Raw genomic sequence first — 18,246 nt, 5'->3', positions numbered from 1 at the left:
TTTTTAACCGCACTTTTTTATTTATTATTTGGTTGCAGCTTTCATATTGCGAACAAACTCGGCAAGTTCAGATAAGCATTGAGCTTGATTATCTAAATTTCGTTCAATGATTTTTACTGTTGCAGAGCCTGAAATAGCTCCCGCTGCCCCCAGTTGAAGGGCTTCTTTCACTTGAGCTGGTTGAGCAATACCAAAACCTTGTAGGATTGGTGGCGCATTGTGGGCTTTAAGTTGCTCTACGAGCGTATCTAAGTTTGCTGCATGAGCTTGATTCTCCGCGCTTGTTACACCTGCACGAGAAACTAAATATGTATAACCTTCGCTGTTTTCAGCAACGCCTTGTACTGTTTTTGCATCAGCATTTGGTGGGCAGATAAAGACAGGTTGAATGCCATACTTTTTAGCAGCTTGAACATAGTCTTCTTTTGCCAATAGTGGAATATCTGCCACTAAAACTGCATCCACGCCGACTTCTGCACAGCGTTGATAGAAATTATCTAATCCTTTCGCAAAAATTAAATTTGCACAAAGGAGTAAGCTAATCGGAATTTCTGGATATTTTGACCGCACTTTAGCGAGTAATTTAAAGCTGTCTTCAGTGCTATGGCCCGCATTAAGCGCTCGGTTATTAGCCGCTTGGATAACTGGACCATCTAATAGCGGATCAGAAAATGGAAAGCCTAATTCCAAAGCATCTGCGCCATTTTCGACTAACGTGCAAATAATCTCAAAAGAGCGATCAAATGTTGGATCGCATAATGTAACGAAAGGTACAAAAGCCCCTTCTTTTTTCGCTGCAAGTTCTGCAAATTTAGTTTCAAAACGGCTCATTATTGCATTCCTTTTTCTTTTAAAACTTTATCAACAGTGAAAATATCTTTATCACCCCGGCCAGAGAGATTCACCACTAAGATTTGTTCTTTATTCGGTTCTTGATGAACCATTTTTAACGCATGCGCTAATGCATGCGAACTTTCCAATGCAGGAATAATTCCTTCATGTTTTGCTAATTCTTGGAAAGCATTTAACGCTTCATCATCTGTAATACTTGGGTATTCTGCACGACCAATACTTTGCAAGTAAGCATGTTGAGGTCCTACAGAAGGGAAGTCTAATCCAGCAGAAATAGAGTAGGATTCTTCTACTTGACCATCTTCCGTTTGCATTAAAGGTGATTTCATACCGAAATAAATACCGACTTTTGCATGACCTAATGGTGCACCATGTTCACCTCTTTCAATGCCGTGACCAGCGGGTTCCACACCAATTAAGCGTACACCTTTTTCATCAATAAAATCAGTAAACATACCAATTGCATTCGAACCACCACCGACTGCTGCAATGACAGCATCTGGTAGGCGACCTTCTTTTTCTAAAATTTGACGTTTGGTTTCTTCACCAATCATTTTTTGGAATTCACGCACAATCGTCGGGAATGGATGAGGGCCTGCCGCTGTACCCAATAAATAATGGGTATTTTCATAATTAGCTGACCAATCACGCATGGCTTCACAACACGCATCTTTTAATGAGCAAGAACCTTTTTGTACAGGAATTACTTCTGCCCCATCAAACGCATACGGAAGACGTTTGGTGATTGACGTTCCACGTCTTTAGCCCCCATGTAAACACGGCAAGGCATATCTAACATCGCACAAGCAAGGGCTGTCGCAACACCATGTTGGCCTGCACCGGTTTCGGCGATAATGCGTGTTTTACCCATGCGTTTTGCCAATAAAATTTGGCCTAATACTTGGTTGGTTTTATGGGCACCACCGTGAAGTAAATCTTCACGTTTTAAATAAATTTTTGCTTTTGTCCCTTTGGTTAAATTACGACAAAGGGTAAGAGCGGTCGGTCTGCCTGCATAATTTTTAAGTAAATCTTGAAATTCACGTTGGAATTCAGGATCGTCTTTTGCTTCAACAAAGGCTTTTTCTAGCTGTTGTAGCACCGGTACGAGAATTTCCGGTACATACATTCCACCAAATTCACCGAAATAAGGATTTAAAAGGGTTTCTGACATAATATTTCCTTGTTATTTTTGAATTCTTGCGACATTAAGTGGTGCAAAGGTTTGTGCAGTAGGCATCACTTCAATGCGATTAATATTGACATGTTCAGGTTGTTGATTGAGCCATAAAACAATATTAGCAATATCTTGTGGGCTGACATATTCTACATTTTCATAGAGTTTTTTAGCTCGGGCATCATCACCTTTAAAGCGGATATTAGAAAATTCAGTTCCACCACAAAGACCGGGTTCAACATTGGACACGCGAATTTGTGTACCAGCAAGATCGGCTCGAAGATTTAAACTAAATTGTTTTATAAAAGCTTTAGTGCCACCATATACATTGCCACCTGGATAAGGATAAGTACCTGCAATTGAGCCTAAATTAATAACATGGCCTGAATTACGTTCTACCATTTGTGGTAACACAAGACGAGTGATGGTGACGAGTCCTTTTATATTGGTATCAATCATTTGCATCCAATCATCTAAACTCGCTTTATCTGCACTTTCTAAGCCTAATCCTAAACCTGCATTATTCACCAATAAATCAATGGATTGCCAATTAGCGGGGAGGGAATGGAAAGCATCTTCTGTTGCCTGGCGATCTGAAATATCAAAGGCAAGAAAGTGGAAGTTTTCACCTAATTCTTGCTGTAATTGTTCTAAACGAGCTACACGACGTCCCGTGCCAATTACACGATAGCCATTTTCAATGAGTGTGCGACAAATTGCCGCACCAAATCCGGCAGTTGCGCCGGTTACTAACGCTGTTCTTTGCATAATGCTTCCCCTTAGCAATCAGATTAATTTGATAAAATCGTCTTAAAAACTGACCGCACTTTTTCACTATCTTTTACGCCAGCGGCAGTTTCTACACCAGAATTGAGATCAACCCCTAGGCAACCTTGCTTAATGGCTTGTTCAATATTGTCAGGTGAAATGCCACCAGCCAAAATAATTTTGTGTTTCAAGTTTTCAGGAATGAGTGACCAATTAAAGGTTTTTCCTGTGCCACCTTGTTGATTAGCAGATTGGCTATCGAAAATATAGCGTGCGATATTTAAATCATACGTAAAATCAGCCGCACTTTGTGCCTCAGTATCGACTGAAATGGCTTTCCAAATTTGAGTTTCCTCAGGCAGTTGGTGACGAAGTGAGGTAATAAATTCAGCAGTTTCTGAACCGTGTAGCTGAACAGCATAAAGCTGCAATTGTTTAGCGATTTTTAAAATAAAATCAATCTCTTGATTCTGGAATACACCCACAAAACGAAGAGGTGATGCTGTCACTAATTCTTGGGCTTGACGTAGGCTCACACAGCGTTTTGAATGTTCGACGAAAATTAAGCCGCCGTATAATGCCCCGTTTGCGTAAACCTCTTTGACATCTTGCGTGCGAGTTAAACCGCATACTTTATTTTCTCCAAAAATCACTTCACGCACAGCATTATTTAAATCAGCACTGCCCATTAGGCTGCTGCCGATTAAAAAGCCATGTGCCACTTTTTGCAAATCACGAATTTGACTGTGATTATAAATCCCTGATTCGCTGATAATACGTGCATCAGCGGGGATACGATCGGCATATTTTTGTGTAAGTTCTACTACGCGGTTTAAATCAACAGTGAGATCGTGAAGATTACGATTGTTGACTCCGATAATTTTTGCACCTAAAGCAAGCGCGCGTTCAAACTCTTCCTCGTTACTGGTTTCTGTTAATACGCCCATACCGAGAGAATGTGCAAGATCAGCCAGTACGCGATAGGTTTCATCATTCACCACTGAAAGCATCAATAAAATAGCATCAGCTTGATAGTAGCGCGCAAGATACACCTGATATTCGCTAATCATAAAATCCTTGCACAATACAGGTTGTGAGACAACGTCACGTACTTGCGGCAAATATTCAAATTTACCTTGGAAGTATTTTTCATCCGTTAGCACAGAAACAGCTGACGCATAATGTTTATACACATTGGCGATTTCATCTAAATTAAATTCGCCACGAATTAATCCTTTAGAAGGCGAAGCTTTCTTACATTCCAAAATATAAGCCGATTTTTGATGGGTGCCTTTAGTCAATGCATCATAAAAAGAGCGGTCAGATTTTTGAATGTTTTCTTTAAATTGTGAAAGCGGAAATTCGGTTTCCTTCGCTTTAACCCATTGTGCTTTGTCTAAGACGATTTTTTGTAGCACCGTAGCAGAGTCAATTGGTTTGGTGAAATCTTGCGTGATCATAATTTTTCTTCTTATTTATTGGGGCTTTATTGTGGTGTATCAAATTGGCCTTTATCTTAATATTTTGTCAAATGTTGTAGTGTCTCAAACGCTTTGCCTGATGCAAGGTGAGTCAACACATTTTGAACATTTTGTTTTAAGTCATCATGACCAAATAATTTCAACAATAATGCCACATTCGCCGCTACCGCATTAGCATGTTCCGCTTTGCCTTTACCTTGTAAAAGTGCGGTCAGATATTGGGCATTTTCTTGCGGTTCGCCACCACGTAAACTTTCTAAAGATTGTGTTTTTAAACCAAAATCTTCTGGCGTTAAAGTGAAGTAGTTAATTTTACCGTTTTTAATTTCTGCCACTTGGGTTTCACCATGTACGGCGACTTCATCTAGACCCGCACCATGAACTACAAAAGTATGTTGATGGCCTAATGCGACAGCGGTTTCAGCATAGGTTTTCACTAATTCAGGGGCATACACACCAAGCAAATGATAAGTTGGGCGAGCAGGATTAATTAATGGACCCAAAATATTAAAAAGCGTACGTGTTTTTAATGCAGCACGAACAGGGGCGACATGTTTAAACCCACTGTGATATTGTTGAGCAAATAAGAAACATACGCCAATATCATCAAGCGCTTGACGAGTTTGCTCTGGCGTGACATTCACATTCACACCGAGTGCGGTTAATACATCACTGGCACCTGATTTGCTCGATACACTACGGTTCCCGTGTTTTGCTACTTTGGCACCCATAGAGGCTGCAATAATGGCACTGGCAGTAGAAATATTAATGGTATTTTGACCATCGCCACCCGTTCCTACAATATCCGCAAAAGGGTAGTCAGGGCGAGAGAATGGTTTGGCATTTTGCAAAGACGCAGATACCGCACCACTTAATTCATCGATGGTGGCGCCACGTACTTTTAACGCAATCAGCATGGCAGCGATTTGTTCGTTATTCAGTTCGCCTTGCATAATAGCATTAAAAATGACCGCACTTTCTTCTTTATTAAGTGTTTTTCCGCTGTAAAGTTGTTCTAATAATTGAGCCGTTTGCATAATCTCGTCCCTTATACGTAAATATCGTAATCTAAATCGCGCGCTTCATCGCCAGTCATACCACGGAAACCCCAACAATGCGCCGGTTGTTCTTTAATCGTAATTTCAACGTTGTGAGATTTAATCCCAATTTTGTATTCGAGTTCGCTGAAGAGCATTTTGATTAAACGTTTTTTCGTCCCTTCCATACGACCTTGCATAAGGTTAATTTCAATAACGGTGTAATCATCGTTACGATCGATAGGATAAAGAAAATCTTCTTTATCTAAACATAAGAAACGAATCGCATGCTTTCCGCGAGGAATGTCTAAACCAAGGTTTAAACAGTTATAAATTACTTCAGCAATATCTTGACGACGAGGTGCAAGCACTTCTTTTAATCCATATACGGTAATCATTTTTCTTCCTTAATCTCTGTTTAATAACCATTCCACAGATTGTTGTAATAATTTCGAACCTTGCACGGTAAGAATGCTTTCTGGATGGAATTGGAAAGCACAAATTGGCAAGGTTTTATGACGAATCGCCATCACAATACCATTGTAATCGGCATTGACAATAAATTCGTCAGGCAGGTTTTTACCCATTAAAGAGTGATAACGCGCCACAGGCATTGGGTTGGCAATATCTTTAAACATGGCTTGGTTATCATGTTGAATGCGCGATACTTTACCATGTAATACTTCGCCTGCATGTACAACCTCTCCACCAAAGGCTTGAATAAGCGCTTGATGGCCTAAGCAAATACCAATAATTGGCACATCATTTTTTAAACGATCAATAAGTGGGAGCAAAATACCAGCTTCTGCCGGAGTACCTGGTCCCGGTGAGAGCGCAAGAATCGTATCCGGTGTATTTAATGCCTCTTGTACCACTTGTTCTAAATTAGTGTCATTGCGATAAATTTTTACGTTATGCCCAAGCACACGGAATTGATCCACTAAGTTATAAGTGAATGAATCAAAATTATCTAAAAAGAGAATATTAGCCATAATTTATCGTCCTTATTTTGCTTGGGTATTGATTTGTTTGATTGCTTTAAGCACTGCAGCTGCTTTATGGCGAGTTTCATCCGCTTCCATTTGTGGATCAGAATCCAACACTTCACCACAGCCCGCTTGAATATGGGCAATGCCATTTTGTACAAAAGCAGAACGAATCACGATACAGGTATCAAAATGACCATCAGAGGTGAGATAACCGACCGCACCGCCGTAGCTGTGACGTTTTTGCTGTTCAAATTGATAGATTAACTGCATCGCTTTGATTTTAGGCGCACCAGTTAAAGTCCCCATATTCATACAAGCTTGATAAGCGTGTAAGGCATCAAGTTCAGGACGAAGTTTACCCACTACGCGAGAAACCAAATGCATGATGTGCGAATAGCGATCCACTTGCATTAATTCGGCGACTTTACGTGTACCGCTTTGACACACGCGAGCAATATCATTACGGGCTAAATCTACTAACATTAAATGTTCAGCTTGCTCTTTATGATCAAGACGCAATTCTAATTCCAAACGCGCATCTAATTCAGGGTCAATATTGCCATGGGCATCAAAACCACGCGGGCGAGAACCTGCAATTGGGTAAATTTCTAATTGACGATTATCCGGTGCATATTTCAACGCACTTTCTGGTGATGCACCGAATAAAATGAAATCCTCATCCTTCATGTAGAACATATAAGGGCTTGGATTGTTATGTTTTAATTGCGCATAGCTCGCAAGGGTATTTGGGCAAGCTAATGAAAAACGTCGAGATGGCACGATTTGGAACACATCACCAATATTAATATGATGTTTTAATGCTTTTACAATGCTGATAAATTCAGGATCTTCAAAGTTGGTGCTGACTTCATCACTTGCCGCTTTAATGGAAAGTACGCCATCAATATTTTTTAATTTTTGAGCAATAGAAAGTGCTGTCTTGGCGACTTCCACTTGCTCTTCTTGACTGAAACAGAAACTTTTTAAGGTAGCTTGTTGGGTTTGATGATCGATGGTAATTAAGTTTTCTGCGAGATAGAAACTGTAATCCGGGCAGTTAATACCATCATCTTTTAATTTAACACCTTGCATTGGAATAAAATTTGCCACCAAATCATAAGCAAATAAACCACCTAAAAAGACAGGTGTGCTGCTATGTTGATAATGGTTAGAAATTACACGAAGTCCATTAAAAATAGTTGCAGCTTGTAATTTGCTGTCTTCATCTAATTGATTGTCAAGCGGCGCAAATTGCACAGAAAATTCATTCTCAAAATTGACCGCACTTACGGTACCGAGTTGGCTTAATACAGGATGAATTTCGTTTAACACTTGTTTGCCGTTCGCATTCAGTGCTCTAAAGGTCACCTGATTACCTAAACAAGTAATTTTAACGGCAGCATTAATCAGAATAAGGCTCTGTAAGCTATTTTTACTACCAATTTCGGCAGAGTCGAGGAGAAGAGAATTTGAGTTCTGTTTGCAAAGCGTATTAAAAATTGCAGTGGTGTCGGCATGATAGGGAACCGGTTGAGAGGTCACCGCAATAAAAGGGGTATTTTTCATAATCAATCCTGTATTCTGAACTTTTGCACTATTAAACTAGTACACAATGCATAAGTCAAGAAAATAATCAAAAAATTGGCGTGATTTTACAATATTTTTTTAATTTTTAACCAAAGATATTAAAAATAGAGAAAGTTGATTAGAAAAAAGCCATTTCGAGATATATCTCAAAATAGCTTAATAGAAGAGGTTGATTCAGTGATTAGAGAGAAGCAACGATCTCATCAATTTTATTTCTTGCTGAACGTTGTGCATTTTCAATTGCCTCTGCACCTAATCCAATACCTTTTGCATAAGCAAACTGAACATCGGTAATGCCAACAAAACCTAAAATCGCTTTTAAGTAATTCGTCACGTTGTTGTTTTCATCATACATGCCACCAAAGCTTGCTAATACAATCGCTTTTTTACCTTGAAGTAAACCTTCAGGGCCATTTGCGGTGTATTGGAAAGTTACACGAGGGCGAGCGATAAAATCAAAATAAGATTTAAGTTGTGTTGGGATGCCTAAGTTATACATTGGCGCCCCAATGACGATGATATCCGCAGCCTTTAATTCAGCGACTAATTCATCTGATAGCGCTAAAAGTGCATTTTCTTCCGTTGTTTTAGGCTCGCCACGTACCGCAGTAGCTGCCGTTGCATCAAAATGGGGAAGGGGTTGCGCCGCTAAATCACGTACCACAATATTGTGCTCTTTTAATTTTTCAATGGTGTAATCGGCTAATTTATTGCTTTGAGAGTTATCTGCAAGGATGCTTGATTTTAATACTAATACGTTCATAGAGTTTCCTTTAATTTGTATTTATCAAAAGTGCGGTCATTTTATCGGAAATTTTGAATAGATAAAGTCGCTATCAGGAAAATCATTGTTTACTCATTGGAAAGAATTCAGCGAGATATTAACAAGTGTGGTGGAAAGTGCTAAAATTCTCCGCCGCACTTGGTTTGCTCGATAGTGGGAGTGAATGAAAGTGCGGTTTGTTTTTAATCATTATTTGCATGTTGCCTTTCGTATGGGCGACCACTGTATAAGGAAAAATTATGCCTATTATTACTTTACCGGACGGTTCTAAACGTGAATTTGATCGTCCAGTTTCTGTGTTAGAAGTGGCTCAAGATATCGGAGCCGGTCTTGCCAAAGCAACCATCGCTGGCCGTGTAAACGGTGAACGTCGTGATGCGTGTGACATCATCAATGAAGATGCCAACCTTGGAATTATTACAGCAAAAGATGAAGACGGTTTAGAAATTATTCGTCACTCTTGCGCGCATTTGCTTGGTCACGCAATCAAACAATTATTCCCAGATGTCAAAATGGCAATCGGTCCAACGATTGAAAATGGCTTCTATTATGACGTGGATTTAGACCGCTCTTTAACGCAAGAAGACATTGATGCGATTGAAAAACGTATGCTTGAATTGGCGAAAACCAATTATGACGTAATCAAAACTCCGGTAAGCTGGCAAGAAGCAAGAGATACTTTTGAAAAACGCGGTGAGCCATACAAAATGGCTATCTTAGATGAAAACATCGAACGTACCGCAACGCCTGCGCTTTATCATCACGAAGAATACATTGATATGTGTCGTGGGCCACATGTGCCAAATATGCGTTTCTGCCAACACTTCAAATTAATGAAGGTTGCAGGTGCGTACTGGCGTGGTGATAGCAAAAATAAAATGTTACAACGTATCTATGGTACGGCTTGGGCAGATAAAAAACAATTAGCTGAATACTTAACTCGCTTAGAAGAAGCGGCAAAACGTGACCACCGTAAAATTGGTAAAGCGTTAGATTTATATCATATGCAAGAAGAAGCACCGGGTATGGTGTTCTGGCATAACGATGGTTGGACAATTTTCCGTGAATTGGAAACCTTCGTACGTACTAAATTAAAAGAATACGATTATCAAGAAGTGAAAGGTCCGTTCATGATGGATCGTGTGTTATGGGAAAAAACAGGTCACTGGCAAAACTACGGTGATTTGATGTTTACTACACAATCAGAAAACCGTGAATATGCGATTAAACCAATGAACTGTCCGGGACACGTTCAAATCTTTAACCAAGGTTTAAAATCTTACCGTGATTTACCAATCCGTATGGCAGAATTTGGTTCTTGTCACCGTAACGAACCATCAGGTTCTTTACACGGTTTAATGCGTGTCCGTGGCTTCACTCAAGACGATGCACACATTTTCTGTACTGAAGATCAAATTGAAAGCGAAGTAACCAGCTGTATTAAAATGGTTTACGACATTTACAGCACGTTCGGTTTCCAAAATATTCAGGTGAAATTATCAACTCGTCCTGAAAAACGTATTGGTGCGGATGATATGTGGGATCGTGCAGAAGCAGGTCTTGCGGCAGCATTAGCGCATAACGGTCTTGAATATGAAATTCAAGAAGGTGAAGGTGCGTTCTATGGTCCGAAAATTGAGTTTGCATTACGTGACTGCTTAGATCGTGAATGGCAATGCGGTACTATCCAATTAGACTTTGCATTACCAGGTCGTTTAAATGCATCTTATGTGGCAGAAGATAATGATCGCCGTACACCGGTTATGATTCACCGTGCGATTTTAGGTTCTATTGAACGCTTCATTGGTATCATTACTGAAGAATATGCTGGGTTCTTCCCTGCATGGTTAGCGCCAGTTCAAGCGATTGTGATGAACATTACAGATAGCCAAGCAGACTACGTTCAAAAAGTGGTGAAACAACTTTCTGATGCTGGATTACGCGTAAAAGCAGATTTACGTAATGAGAAAGTCGGCTTTAAGATTCGCGAACATACCTTACGCCGCGTACCTTATATGCTCGTTTGCGGTGATAAAGAAATCGCAGAAGGCAAAGTGGCAGTACGTACTCGTAAAGGGGCTGATTTAGGTACTTTCACTATTGAAGAATTTGCTGAAATCTTAAAATCCCAAGTAAGACAACGTGAGTTGAAATTGTTGGGTGAAGAGTAGTTGACTCTTTAAAATCTTAATTAAAAATGACCGCACTTTGATGTGCGGTTTTTTATATTCACGGTATAAAAATAAACTCAAATATCTCTTTCTTCTATATAATGGCCTTATCACAAGGAGGCTAATATGACAGCTCAAATTCAACAATTAACACCAGAATTAACTTTAGAACATATCAATGAAATTCCTGTTTTAATCTTAAATCACTCCGTAGGTTCAGCTCGAATTGCATTACAAGGGGCGCAATTATTAAATTGGCAACCTAAAGGGGCTGAGCAGGATATCTTTTGGTTAAGTGATATCGAACCTTTTACAAAAGGTGTCGCGATTCGAGGCGGTGTACCGCTTTGTTACCCCTGGTTTGGAGGCGTTAAACAACCTTCACACGGTACAGCGCGTTTACGTTTGTGGCAATTGAGTGATTATGATCTCCAAGCGAATGAAGTGCGGTTAGAATTTTCACTGTTTTCTGAATATGGTGTGATTGAAGCCAAAATGAAAATGGAATTTACCGATAAATGCACAATGACTTTAACGTATTTAGGACAAGAACCTGCTCAAGCGGCATTACACAGTTATTTTAATATTAGTGATATTTCAAAAATTGAAGTCCAAAATTTACCAAGTCGTTGTTTTGACTCATTGCAAGGTAAACATACAGACGTTCCTTCAACACGCAGAATTGAACAGGGCGTAGATTGTATTTATTCATTAGAAGAAAATAAAACATTGTTGGTGGATAAAGCATTTAATCGACGTATTCGAATTACCCATCATCATGCAGATTCAATTGTGCTATGGAATCCTTGGGAGAAAACACCAAGTGCGATGCAACCAGAAGGATATAGAACAATGGTATGTATTGAAACCGCAAGATTAGAAAAATTGCTTCAATTTGGAGAGAGTATTTCAGCTGAAATAAGTGCTTTAACCACTGATATTTAAAGGAATAGAAATCCTTGTTGCATAAACGTGGCAAATACTATAAAATTTTGCCCGTTTTTTGCTTGTTTTTATAGCAAATGATTGAAGAAATCTTCTGTTTTAAATGCAGTGGGTTTTATCTTAAATAAATAGAAGGAATAATATTATTAAAACCGTAAAAAAAGCTCCGGCAGCTAACCGCCCGAATCGCATTAACGATGAAATTCGAGTAAAAGAAGTTCGTTTGATTGACCAAGATGGTGAACAAGCGGGGATTGTATCAATTCAACAGGCCTTAGAGATGGCAGAACAAGCAGCGCTTGATTTAGTTGAGATCAGTCCGAATGCCGAACCACCGGTTTGTCGTATTATGAACTACGGCAAGTTCCTCTATGAAAAGAGTAAAACTGCAAAAGAACAGAAGAAAAAGCAAAAAGTTGTACAAGTGAAGGAAATTAAATTTCGTCCAGGTACGGACGAAGGTGACTACCAAGTTAAATTACGTAGCTTAATCCGTTTTTTAGAAGATGGCGATAAAGCGAAAATTACCGTACGTTTCCGTGGCCGTGAAATGGCTCACCAAGATATCGGTTTAGACGTATTAGAACGCGTTAAAAACGATTTGGCTGACATTTCAGTAGTGGAATCTGCACCGGGTAAATTAGAAGGTCGCCAAGCGGTAATGGTGTTAGCACCTAAGAAAAAATAATTTTTTATTTAGATTTGATCTAGATAATCGAATTTTCACTTCGGTGAGAATACAACTGCACATTGGGCAAACTACGCAGCCTAATTGCTTTTGGAGAAGGGCAATTCAATTTGCCATATTGGAATAATTAGTGCTTACAAGTAATCTTCGGATTCGCCTAATTATGTGTTTAACTTAAAATGCGGAGTTTTTTAACAATGCCTAAAATTAAAACAGTACGTGGTGCTGCTAAGCGTTTCAAAAAAACAGCTTCAGGCGGTTTCAAACGTAAACAATCTCACTTACGTCATATTTTGACTAAAAAGACAACTAAACGTAAACGTCATTTACGTCATAAATCAATGGTTGCGAAAGCAGACCAAGTTTTAGTAGTAGCTTGCTTACCATACGCATAAGCCGTTATTTAAGCGAAACGTACGATTAGTTAAATTAGTTAAAAATATTACATAGGAGATTAAATAATGGCTCGTGTAAAACGTGGTGTTATTGCAAGAGCACGCCATAAGAAAGTTCTTAAGGCTGCTAAAGGTTATTATGGTGCACGTTCACGCGTGTATCGCGTTGCTTTCCAAGCGGTGATCAAAGCTGGTCAATACGCATATCGTGACCGTCGTCAACGTAAACGTCAATTCCGTCAATTATGGATTGCACGTATCAACGCTGCGGCTCGTCAAAATGGTTTATCTTACAGCAAATTCATCAACGGCTTGAAAAAAGCGTCTGTTGAAATCGACCGTAAGATCCTTGCTGATATCGCTGTATTCGACAAAGTGGCGTTCGCTGCATTAGTTGAAAAAGCAAAATCTGCACTTTAATTTTTTAAAGTTTAGATTCAAAAATTAGGACGCTGAAAAGCGTCCTTTTTTATTACCTCCCAAAAAGAAAAAAACGCTACTCAAAACTTGAATAGCGGGGAGGTCTTAATTTATAAGAAACTTCAAAAAGATAACTGCAATATGCAGTGCACTAGCAATGTATCAGACTGTGTGTTTTTGAAATAGTTCGATATTTTTGAAAAATTTTTTAAAAATATCAAAATTAAACCCAAATGAACGAATTTAGCCCTTTATAAAGGCAATAATTTGCTCTTTAATCCCTTTTTCATCTAATTGAATTTCAGCAAGCGTTTCTTGTTGTGTACCTTGCGGAATAAAAATATCAGGTAAACCGAGCTGTAAAAGTGCGGTTGTTTTTCCATGAGAATTTAGCACTTCTGAAACCGCAGAACCTGCACCACCTTGAATCGCATTTTCTTCCAATGTCACAATGACATCATGGGTATTTGCCACTTCTAGAATACGAGCTTCATCAATTGGTTTCACAAAGCGCATATCGACAATAGTCGCATTGAGTTTTTCTGCTACAGATAAAGCAGCAGGTAAGAGTGTTCCAAAATTCAGAATCGCGATTTTTTCACCCTCACGAACCATTTTTGAACGACCAATTTCTAATTCTGCAAGTGGGGTTAATTCTACTCCGATTGCATTTCCACGCGGATAACGTACCGCAGCAGGTTTACCACATTTATAACCAGTGTAAAGCATTTGGCGACATTCATTTTCATCACTTGGTGTCATAATGATCATATTTGGAATGCAGCGCATAAAACTTAAATCAAAAGCACCTTGGTGAGTCTGACCATCAGCACCTACGATGCCAGCACGATCGATGGCAAAGAGAACAGGTAAGTTTTGAATGGCGACATCATGAATAAGCTGATCATAAGCACGTTGTAAGAAGGTAGAATAAATGGCTACAACAGGTTTATAACCGCCAATTGCAAGACCGGCTGCAAAGGTGACCGCATGTTGCTCAGCGATGGCAACATCAAAATATTGTTGTGGGAATCGTTCTGAAAATTCTACCATGCCAGAACCTTCACGCATTGCAGGGGTAATACCGGCTAATTTATCGTCTTGTTCCGCCATTTCACATAACCAATCGCCAAAGATTTTTGAATAGGTTGGTTTGGCATTTGATTTAGGAAGTTGGCCACTTGTTGGGTCAAATTTTGGTACGCCATGGAAACCGATCGGGTCTTTTTCTGCAGGCTCGTAACCTTTTCCTTTTTTAGTTTTGATGTGTAAGAATTGTGGGCCTTTAAGATCGCGCATATTGCTTAAGGTAGCAATTAATTCATCAATATTATGCCCGTCAATTGGTCCAATATAGTTAAAACCGAGCTCTTCAAAAAGCGTACTTTCTGGAGAGAACATCACACCTTTCATGTGCTCTTCGGTTTTCTTCATAAAGTTTTTAACAGTTGGCACTTTATCTAAAATTTTCTTACTGCCATCACGAACTGTTGAATATAATGAACCAGAGAAAATACGGGCTAGATGATTATTTAATGCGCCGACATTTTCAGAAATAGACATTTCATTGTCATTTAAAATGACCAACATATCCGTATGCAAAGAACCTGCATGGTTTAAGGCTTCAAATGCCATCCCCGCAGTGATTGCACCATCACCAATTACACAAACGGTTTTGCGACCTGCATTTTCACGTTCTGCCGCAACTGCAATCCCTAGTCCTGCACTGATTGAAGTAGAAGAGTGACCCACACTTAATACATCAAACTCACTTTCTTCACGCCAAGGAAAAGGATGAATGCCGCCTTTTTGGCGAATAGTGGACATTTGATCACGACGACCTGTTAAGATTTTATGTGGATAAGCTTGATGGCCCACATCCCAAATTAATTGATCAAAAGGGGTTTTAAAAATGTAGTGTAATGCAACAGTCAATTCAACGGTACCAAGACCAGATGCTAAATGACCACTGGTTTGACTAACAGACTCCAACAGATAACTCCGTAACTCCTGACAAAGTTGCGGAAGCTGATCTTTATTCAAAAGACGCAAATCTTCCGGCGAATTAATTAAGGATAAAAGAGGATAGTTGTTCATATATTCGTTAGTCCTAAAATGTGAAAAAAAGTGACCGCACTTTGAAAAATCAAAGTCAGTGCTGTCACTATTAACTTTTACGGTTGACAATAAATTTAGCTAATGCGCGTAATGCGGTAGTATCAAAAGGTAAATTGTCTAATTCATGTAAGGCGGTTTGATAGAGTTCTTGCGCTTTTTGTTTTGCGCCCTCTAACCCTAATAGCTTTGGATAAGTGCTTTTATCTAAATCTAAATCAGATCCCACCGGTTTACCGATTTCCGCACTGTCACCTTCAATATCTAAAATGTCATCTTGTACTTGGAAAGCCAGACCAATGGCTTGTGAATAACGTTCTAGTTGTTGCGCTAATTCTTTGTTTTCAAAGTGAGGCGAACAGATAAAACCCATTTTTAATGCGGCCGTTAGCAATGCACCAGTTTTGTTGCGATGAATAAGCTCTAATTCGGTTAAATTAACTTGTTTATGCTCTGAAATTAAATCTAAACTTTGCCCTAAACACATACCTTGTACGCCAGATGCTTGAGCCAATACTTTCACTAATTGCAATTTTTGTTCTGCAGAAAGAGAAGGGGCTTGCGTAAGAATTTCAAAGGCAAAAGTTTGTAACGCATCGCCAGCTAAAATGGCAGTCGCTTCATCAAAAGCAATATGACAAGTTGGTTGACCACGACGAAGTTCATCGTTGTCCATGGCAGGCAAATCATCATGGATTAAAGAATAAGCATGGATAGATTCAATGGCTGCGGAGGCGTAATCTAGAGCTGGCATTTCTGCCCCTAGCATTTTACCCGTTGCATAGACAAGAAAAGGACGAACGCGTTTACCGCCTAGCAATAAGCCATATTTCATGGCATCACGCAAAGGGGCATTATAAGAGTCAATTTCTTCAAATTGATTAGCTAAAAACTGATTAATGCGATCTTGAACTTGTTTGAGTTCAGTGCCGAATTGATAACTCATGAATTACTCGTCCCCTTGATAATCACTTAATGGGGCGGTTTCGCTTTTTTGTAACAAAATTTGAATACGTTGTTCTGCTTGTTGCAAGCGCTCTTGACCAAGTTGAGCCAATTTAATGCCGTTCTCAAATTCTTTCAGCGCATCTTCCAATGGCAATTCACCGCTTTCAAGTTTTGTCACAATCGTTTCTAATTGTGCAAGTGTTGTTTCAAAATCAGGTTCAGCATTTGCTGGTTTACGCGCCATTAAATTATCCTTTTCAGATGAATAAATTGCTCCGTATTGTACTTGATTTTTATAGGGATGTTAAAAACTTATTTCAAAGTGCGGTCAGTTTTTCGTGAGAATTTGAACTTTGTGGGATCTGGAATTTAGCGTACAATACGGCCATTTTTTATTATTCACAGATTATTATGAAATTTATCGTTAAACTTTTTCCTGAAATTATGATTAAAAGCGAAACCGTGCGTAAGCGTTTCGCAAAAATTTTGACATCTAATATCCGCAATATTTTACAGAAATATGATGAAGAAATAGCGGTTGTTCGTCATTGGGATTACATTGAAGTGCGCTCAAAAAATGAAGCCAATCGTGAAGAGTTGATTGCGCTTTTACAACGCATTCCAGGTATTCATCATTTTTTAGAAGTGGAAGAAAAACCGTTTACTGATTTACATCATATCTTTGAATTGACGTTAGCGGATGTTGCCGATCAACTTGAAAACAAAACTTTTTGTGTACGTGTAAAACGCAAAGGGAAACATGATTTTAGTTCCATTGAAGCAGAACGTTATATTGGTGGTGGTTTAAATCAGCATATTGAAAGCGCAAAAGTACGCTTAAAAAATCCTGATGTAACCGTTCGTATTGATATTGAAGATGACAAAATGATGCTGGTGAGAGCTCGTCATGTTGGTCTTGGTGGTTATCCAATTGGGACACAAGAAGATGTGCTTTCATTGATTTCAGGTGGCTTTGATTCAGGCGTATCCAGTTATATGCTTATTCGCCGTGGTTCACGTGTGCATTACTGTTTCTTCAATTTGGGTGGTGCTGCCCATGAAATTGGCGTGAAACAAATGGCTTACCATATTTGGAATCGTTATAGCTCATCCCATAAAGTCCGTTTTATTGCCATTCCTTTTGAAGGCGTAGTGGGCGAGATTTTAGAGAAAGTCGATAACGGCCAAATGGGCGTTGTGTTAAAACGAATGATGGTGCGTGCTGCAAGTAAAGTTGCACAACGTTTTGATATTCAAGCCATTGTTACCGGCGAAGCACTCGGACAAGTTTCAAGCCAAACTTTAACCAATTTACGCTTAATTGATGAAGCATCCGATGCATTAGTATTACGTCCACTTATTACCCATGATAAAGAACAAATTATCGCAATGGCGAAAGAGATCGGCACAGATGATATTGCTAAATCAATGCCGGAGTTCTGTGGGGTGATTTCTAAAAATCCAACAATCAAAGCGGTACGTGAAAAAATTCTTGAAGAAGAAAATCACTTTGATTTTGGCGTATTGGAAAGTGCGGTTGAAAATGCACAATATTTAGATATTCGCCAAATTGCAGAAGAAGCGGAGAAAGAAGTGGTAGAAGTAGATACCATTTCAGTGCTTGGTGAAAACGATATTATTTTAGATATTCGTAGCCCTGAAGAGACAGATGAAAATCCATTTGAATCAGACGAGCATCAAGTGATGCAATTACCGTTTTATAAATTATCTTCACAATTCGGCTCATTAGATCAAAGTAAAAACTATGTGCTTTACTGTGAACGAGGCGTGATGAGTAAACTGCAAGCGCTTTATTTAAAAGAAAATGGTTTCACGAATGTGAGAGTTTTCGGGAAAAAATAAGCAAAAAATGATCTGACCCCAAAAAG

The 18,246-nt window shown here is 39.2% G+C and carries 17 protein-coding genes and 1 pseudogene; 6 read left to right on the top strand and 12 right to left on the bottom strand.

Going from position 1 to position 18,246, the window contains the following annotated elements; all coding sequences use genetic code 11:
- Positions 1-24: 24 nt before the first annotated feature.
- From trpA to DX522_RS00350, 9 genes and pseudogenes are all read right to left on the bottom strand, one after another.
- Positions 25-831: a tryptophan synthase subunit alpha gene (gene trpA / locus DX522_RS00390; protein ID WP_115179425.1), complete on the bottom strand. Its 807-nt coding sequence runs from the start codon at positions 829-831 to the stop codon at positions 25-27.
- Positions 831-1,981, bottom strand: a pseudogene (trpB, locus tag DX522_RS00385) (tryptophan synthase subunit beta). Before trpB ends, trpA begins: the two are co-directional and overlap by 1 nt.
- A gap of 57 nt (positions 1,982-2,038) precedes the next feature.
- On the bottom strand, positions 2,039-2,797 hold the full coding sequence (locus DX522_RS00380) for an SDR family oxidoreductase (protein ID WP_115179424.1): 759 nt from the start codon (positions 2,795-2,797) through the stop codon (positions 2,039-2,041).
- Positions 2,798-2,820: 23 nt separating this feature from the next.
- Positions 2,821-4,257 carry a bifunctional indole-3-glycerol-phosphate synthase TrpC/phosphoribosylanthranilate isomerase TrpF gene (trpCF, locus tag DX522_RS00375; RefSeq protein WP_262054121.1) on the bottom strand — a complete coding sequence of 479 codons (1,437 nt, stop codon included), beginning with the start codon at positions 4,255-4,257 and terminating at the stop codon, positions 2,821-2,823.
- A gap of 56 nt (positions 4,258-4,313) precedes the next feature.
- Positions 4,314-5,315 carry an anthranilate phosphoribosyltransferase gene (gene trpD / locus DX522_RS00370; protein WP_115179422.1) on the bottom strand — a complete coding sequence of 334 codons (1,002 nt, stop codon included), beginning with the start codon at positions 5,313-5,315 and terminating at the stop codon, positions 4,314-4,316.
- 11 nt (positions 5,316-5,326) lie between these two features.
- Positions 5,327-5,713: a tautomerase family protein gene (locus DX522_RS00365; protein WP_005629316.1), complete on the bottom strand. Its 387-nt coding sequence runs from the start codon at positions 5,711-5,713 to the stop codon at positions 5,327-5,329.
- 9 nt (positions 5,714-5,722) lie between these two features.
- Positions 5,723-6,307: an aminodeoxychorismate/anthranilate synthase component II gene (locus tag DX522_RS00360; RefSeq protein ID WP_115179421.1), complete on the bottom strand. Its 585-nt coding sequence runs from the start codon at positions 6,305-6,307 to the stop codon at positions 5,723-5,725.
- Positions 6,308-6,319: 12 nt separating this feature from the next.
- A complete protein-coding gene (gene trpE / locus DX522_RS00355; RefSeq protein ID WP_115179420.1) occupies positions 6,320-7,870 on the bottom strand; it encodes an anthranilate synthase component I in 1,551 nt (516 codons plus the stop codon).
- 202 nt (positions 7,871-8,072) lie between these two features.
- Entirely contained in the window at positions 8,073-8,654 is a 582-nt protein-coding gene (locus DX522_RS00350) for an FMN-dependent NADH-azoreductase (RefSeq protein WP_115179419.1), read from the bottom strand.
- A 260-nt stretch (positions 8,655-8,914) separates the two neighbouring features.
- Between DX522_RS00350 and thrS the strand changes: the two genes are divergently transcribed.
- The 5 genes from thrS (at position 8,915) to rplT (ending at position 13,294) form a co-directional block, all read left to right on the top strand.
- Entirely contained in the window at positions 8,915-10,846 is a 1,932-nt protein-coding gene (thrS, locus tag DX522_RS00345) for a threonine--tRNA ligase (RefSeq protein WP_115179418.1), read from the top strand.
- Positions 10,847-10,972: 126 nt separating this feature from the next.
- A complete protein-coding gene (locus DX522_RS00340; protein ID WP_115179417.1) occupies positions 10,973-11,791 on the top strand; it encodes a D-hexose-6-phosphate mutarotase in 819 nt (272 codons plus the stop codon).
- Positions 11,792-11,936: 145 nt separating this feature from the next.
- The gene (infC, locus tag DX522_RS00335) at positions 11,937-12,479 is read left to right on the top strand and encodes a translation initiation factor IF-3 (RefSeq protein WP_075875453.1); all 543 of its coding nucleotides are present in this window, start codon (positions 11,937-11,939) and stop codon (positions 12,477-12,479) included.
- Positions 12,480-12,676: 197 nt separating this feature from the next.
- A complete protein-coding gene (gene rpmI / locus DX522_RS00330; RefSeq protein WP_005596065.1) occupies positions 12,677-12,874 on the top strand; it encodes a 50S ribosomal protein L35 in 198 nt (65 codons plus the stop codon).
- A gap of 66 nt (positions 12,875-12,940) precedes the next feature.
- Positions 12,941-13,294, top strand: a complete 354-nt coding sequence (gene rplT / locus DX522_RS00325; protein ID WP_005596075.1) for a 50S ribosomal protein L20 — start codon at positions 12,941-12,943, stop codon at positions 13,292-13,294.
- 243 nt (positions 13,295-13,537) lie between these two features.
- On the opposite strand, the gene dxs is transcribed toward rplT, so the two are convergent.
- The 3 genes from dxs to xseB all read right to left on the bottom strand — a co-directional run bounded on the left by dxs (position 13,538) and on the right by xseB (position 16,601).
- Positions 13,538-15,391 (bottom strand): 1-deoxy-D-xylulose-5-phosphate synthase, encoded by a 1,854-nt coding sequence (gene dxs, locus DX522_RS00320; protein WP_115179416.1) that lies wholly within the window; start codon positions 15,389-15,391, stop codon positions 13,538-13,540.
- Positions 15,392-15,461: 70 nt separating this feature from the next.
- Complete coding sequence (gene ispA, locus DX522_RS00315) at positions 15,462-16,355, bottom strand: (2E,6E)-farnesyl diphosphate synthase (RefSeq protein WP_115179415.1); 894 nt, start codon at positions 16,353-16,355, stop codon at positions 15,462-15,464.
- A 3-nt stretch (positions 16,356-16,358) separates the two neighbouring features.
- On the bottom strand, positions 16,359-16,601 hold the full coding sequence (gene xseB, locus DX522_RS00310) for an exodeoxyribonuclease VII small subunit (RefSeq protein ID WP_005696153.1): 243 nt from the start codon (positions 16,599-16,601) through the stop codon (positions 16,359-16,361).
- Positions 16,602-16,768: 167 nt separating this feature from the next.
- Between xseB and thiI the strand changes: the two genes are divergently transcribed.
- Entirely contained in the window at positions 16,769-18,220 is a 1,452-nt protein-coding gene (gene thiI, locus DX522_RS00305; protein WP_115179414.1) for a tRNA uracil 4-sulfurtransferase ThiI, read from the top strand.
- Positions 18,221-18,246: the final 26 nt, after the last annotated feature.

Origin of the sequence: Haemophilus parainfluenzae (genome assembly GCF_900450995.1) — a bacterium.
Classification (GTDB): Bacteria; Pseudomonadota; Gammaproteobacteria; order Enterobacterales; family Pasteurellaceae; genus Haemophilus_D; species Haemophilus_D parainfluenzae_O.
Note: the sequence above shows the minus strand (reverse complement) of the source record. Positions and strands in the feature narration are given on the sequence as shown.

Bases quoted from the DNA above. Each gene is read 5' to 3' on its own strand.
- trpA (WP_115179425.1), bottom strand. From the start codon at position 831: ATGAGCCGTTTTGAAACTAAATTTGCAGAACTTGCAGCGAAAAAAGAA.
- DX522_RS00380 (WP_115179424.1), bottom strand. From the start codon at position 2,797: ATGCAAAGAACAGCGTTAGTAACCGGCGCAACTGCCGGATTTGGTGCG.
- trpCF (WP_262054121.1), bottom strand. From the start codon at position 4,257: ATGATCACGCAAGATTTCACCAAACCAATTGACTCTGCTACGGTGCTA.
- trpD (WP_115179422.1), bottom strand. From the start codon at position 5,315: ATGCAAACGGCTCAATTATTAGAACAACTTTACAGCGGAAAAACACTT.
- DX522_RS00365 (WP_005629316.1), bottom strand. From the start codon at position 5,713: ATGATTACCGTATATGGATTAAAAGAAGTGCTTGCACCTCGTCGTCAA.
- DX522_RS00360 (WP_115179421.1), bottom strand. From the start codon at position 6,307: ATGGCTAATATTCTCTTTTTAGATAATTTTGATTCATTCACTTATAAC.
- trpE (WP_115179420.1), bottom strand. From the start codon at position 7,870: ATGAAAAATACCCCTTTTATTGCGGTGACCTCTCAACCGGTTCCCTAT.
- DX522_RS00350 (WP_115179419.1), bottom strand. From the start codon at position 8,654: ATGAACGTATTAGTATTAAAATCAAGCATCCTTGCAGATAACTCTCAA.
- thrS (WP_115179418.1), top strand. From the start codon at position 8,915: ATGCCTATTATTACTTTACCGGACGGTTCTAAACGTGAATTTGATCGT.
- DX522_RS00340 (WP_115179417.1), top strand. From the start codon at position 10,973: ATGACAGCTCAAATTCAACAATTAACACCAGAATTAACTTTAGAACAT.
- rpmI (WP_005596065.1), top strand. From the start codon at position 12,677: ATGCCTAAAATTAAAACAGTACGTGGTGCTGCTAAGCGTTTCAAAAAA.
- rplT (WP_005596075.1), top strand. From the start codon at position 12,941: ATGGCTCGTGTAAAACGTGGTGTTATTGCAAGAGCACGCCATAAGAAA.
- dxs (WP_115179416.1), bottom strand. From the start codon at position 15,391: ATGAACAACTATCCTCTTTTATCCTTAATTAATTCGCCGGAAGATTTG.
- ispA (WP_115179415.1), bottom strand. From the start codon at position 16,355: ATGAGTTATCAATTCGGCACTGAACTCAAACAAGTTCAAGATCGCATT.
- xseB (WP_005696153.1), bottom strand. From the start codon at position 16,601: ATGGCGCGTAAACCAGCAAATGCTGAACCTGATTTTGAAACAACACTT.
- thiI (WP_115179414.1), top strand. From the start codon at position 16,769: ATGAAATTTATCGTTAAACTTTTTCCTGAAATTATGATTAAAAGCGAA.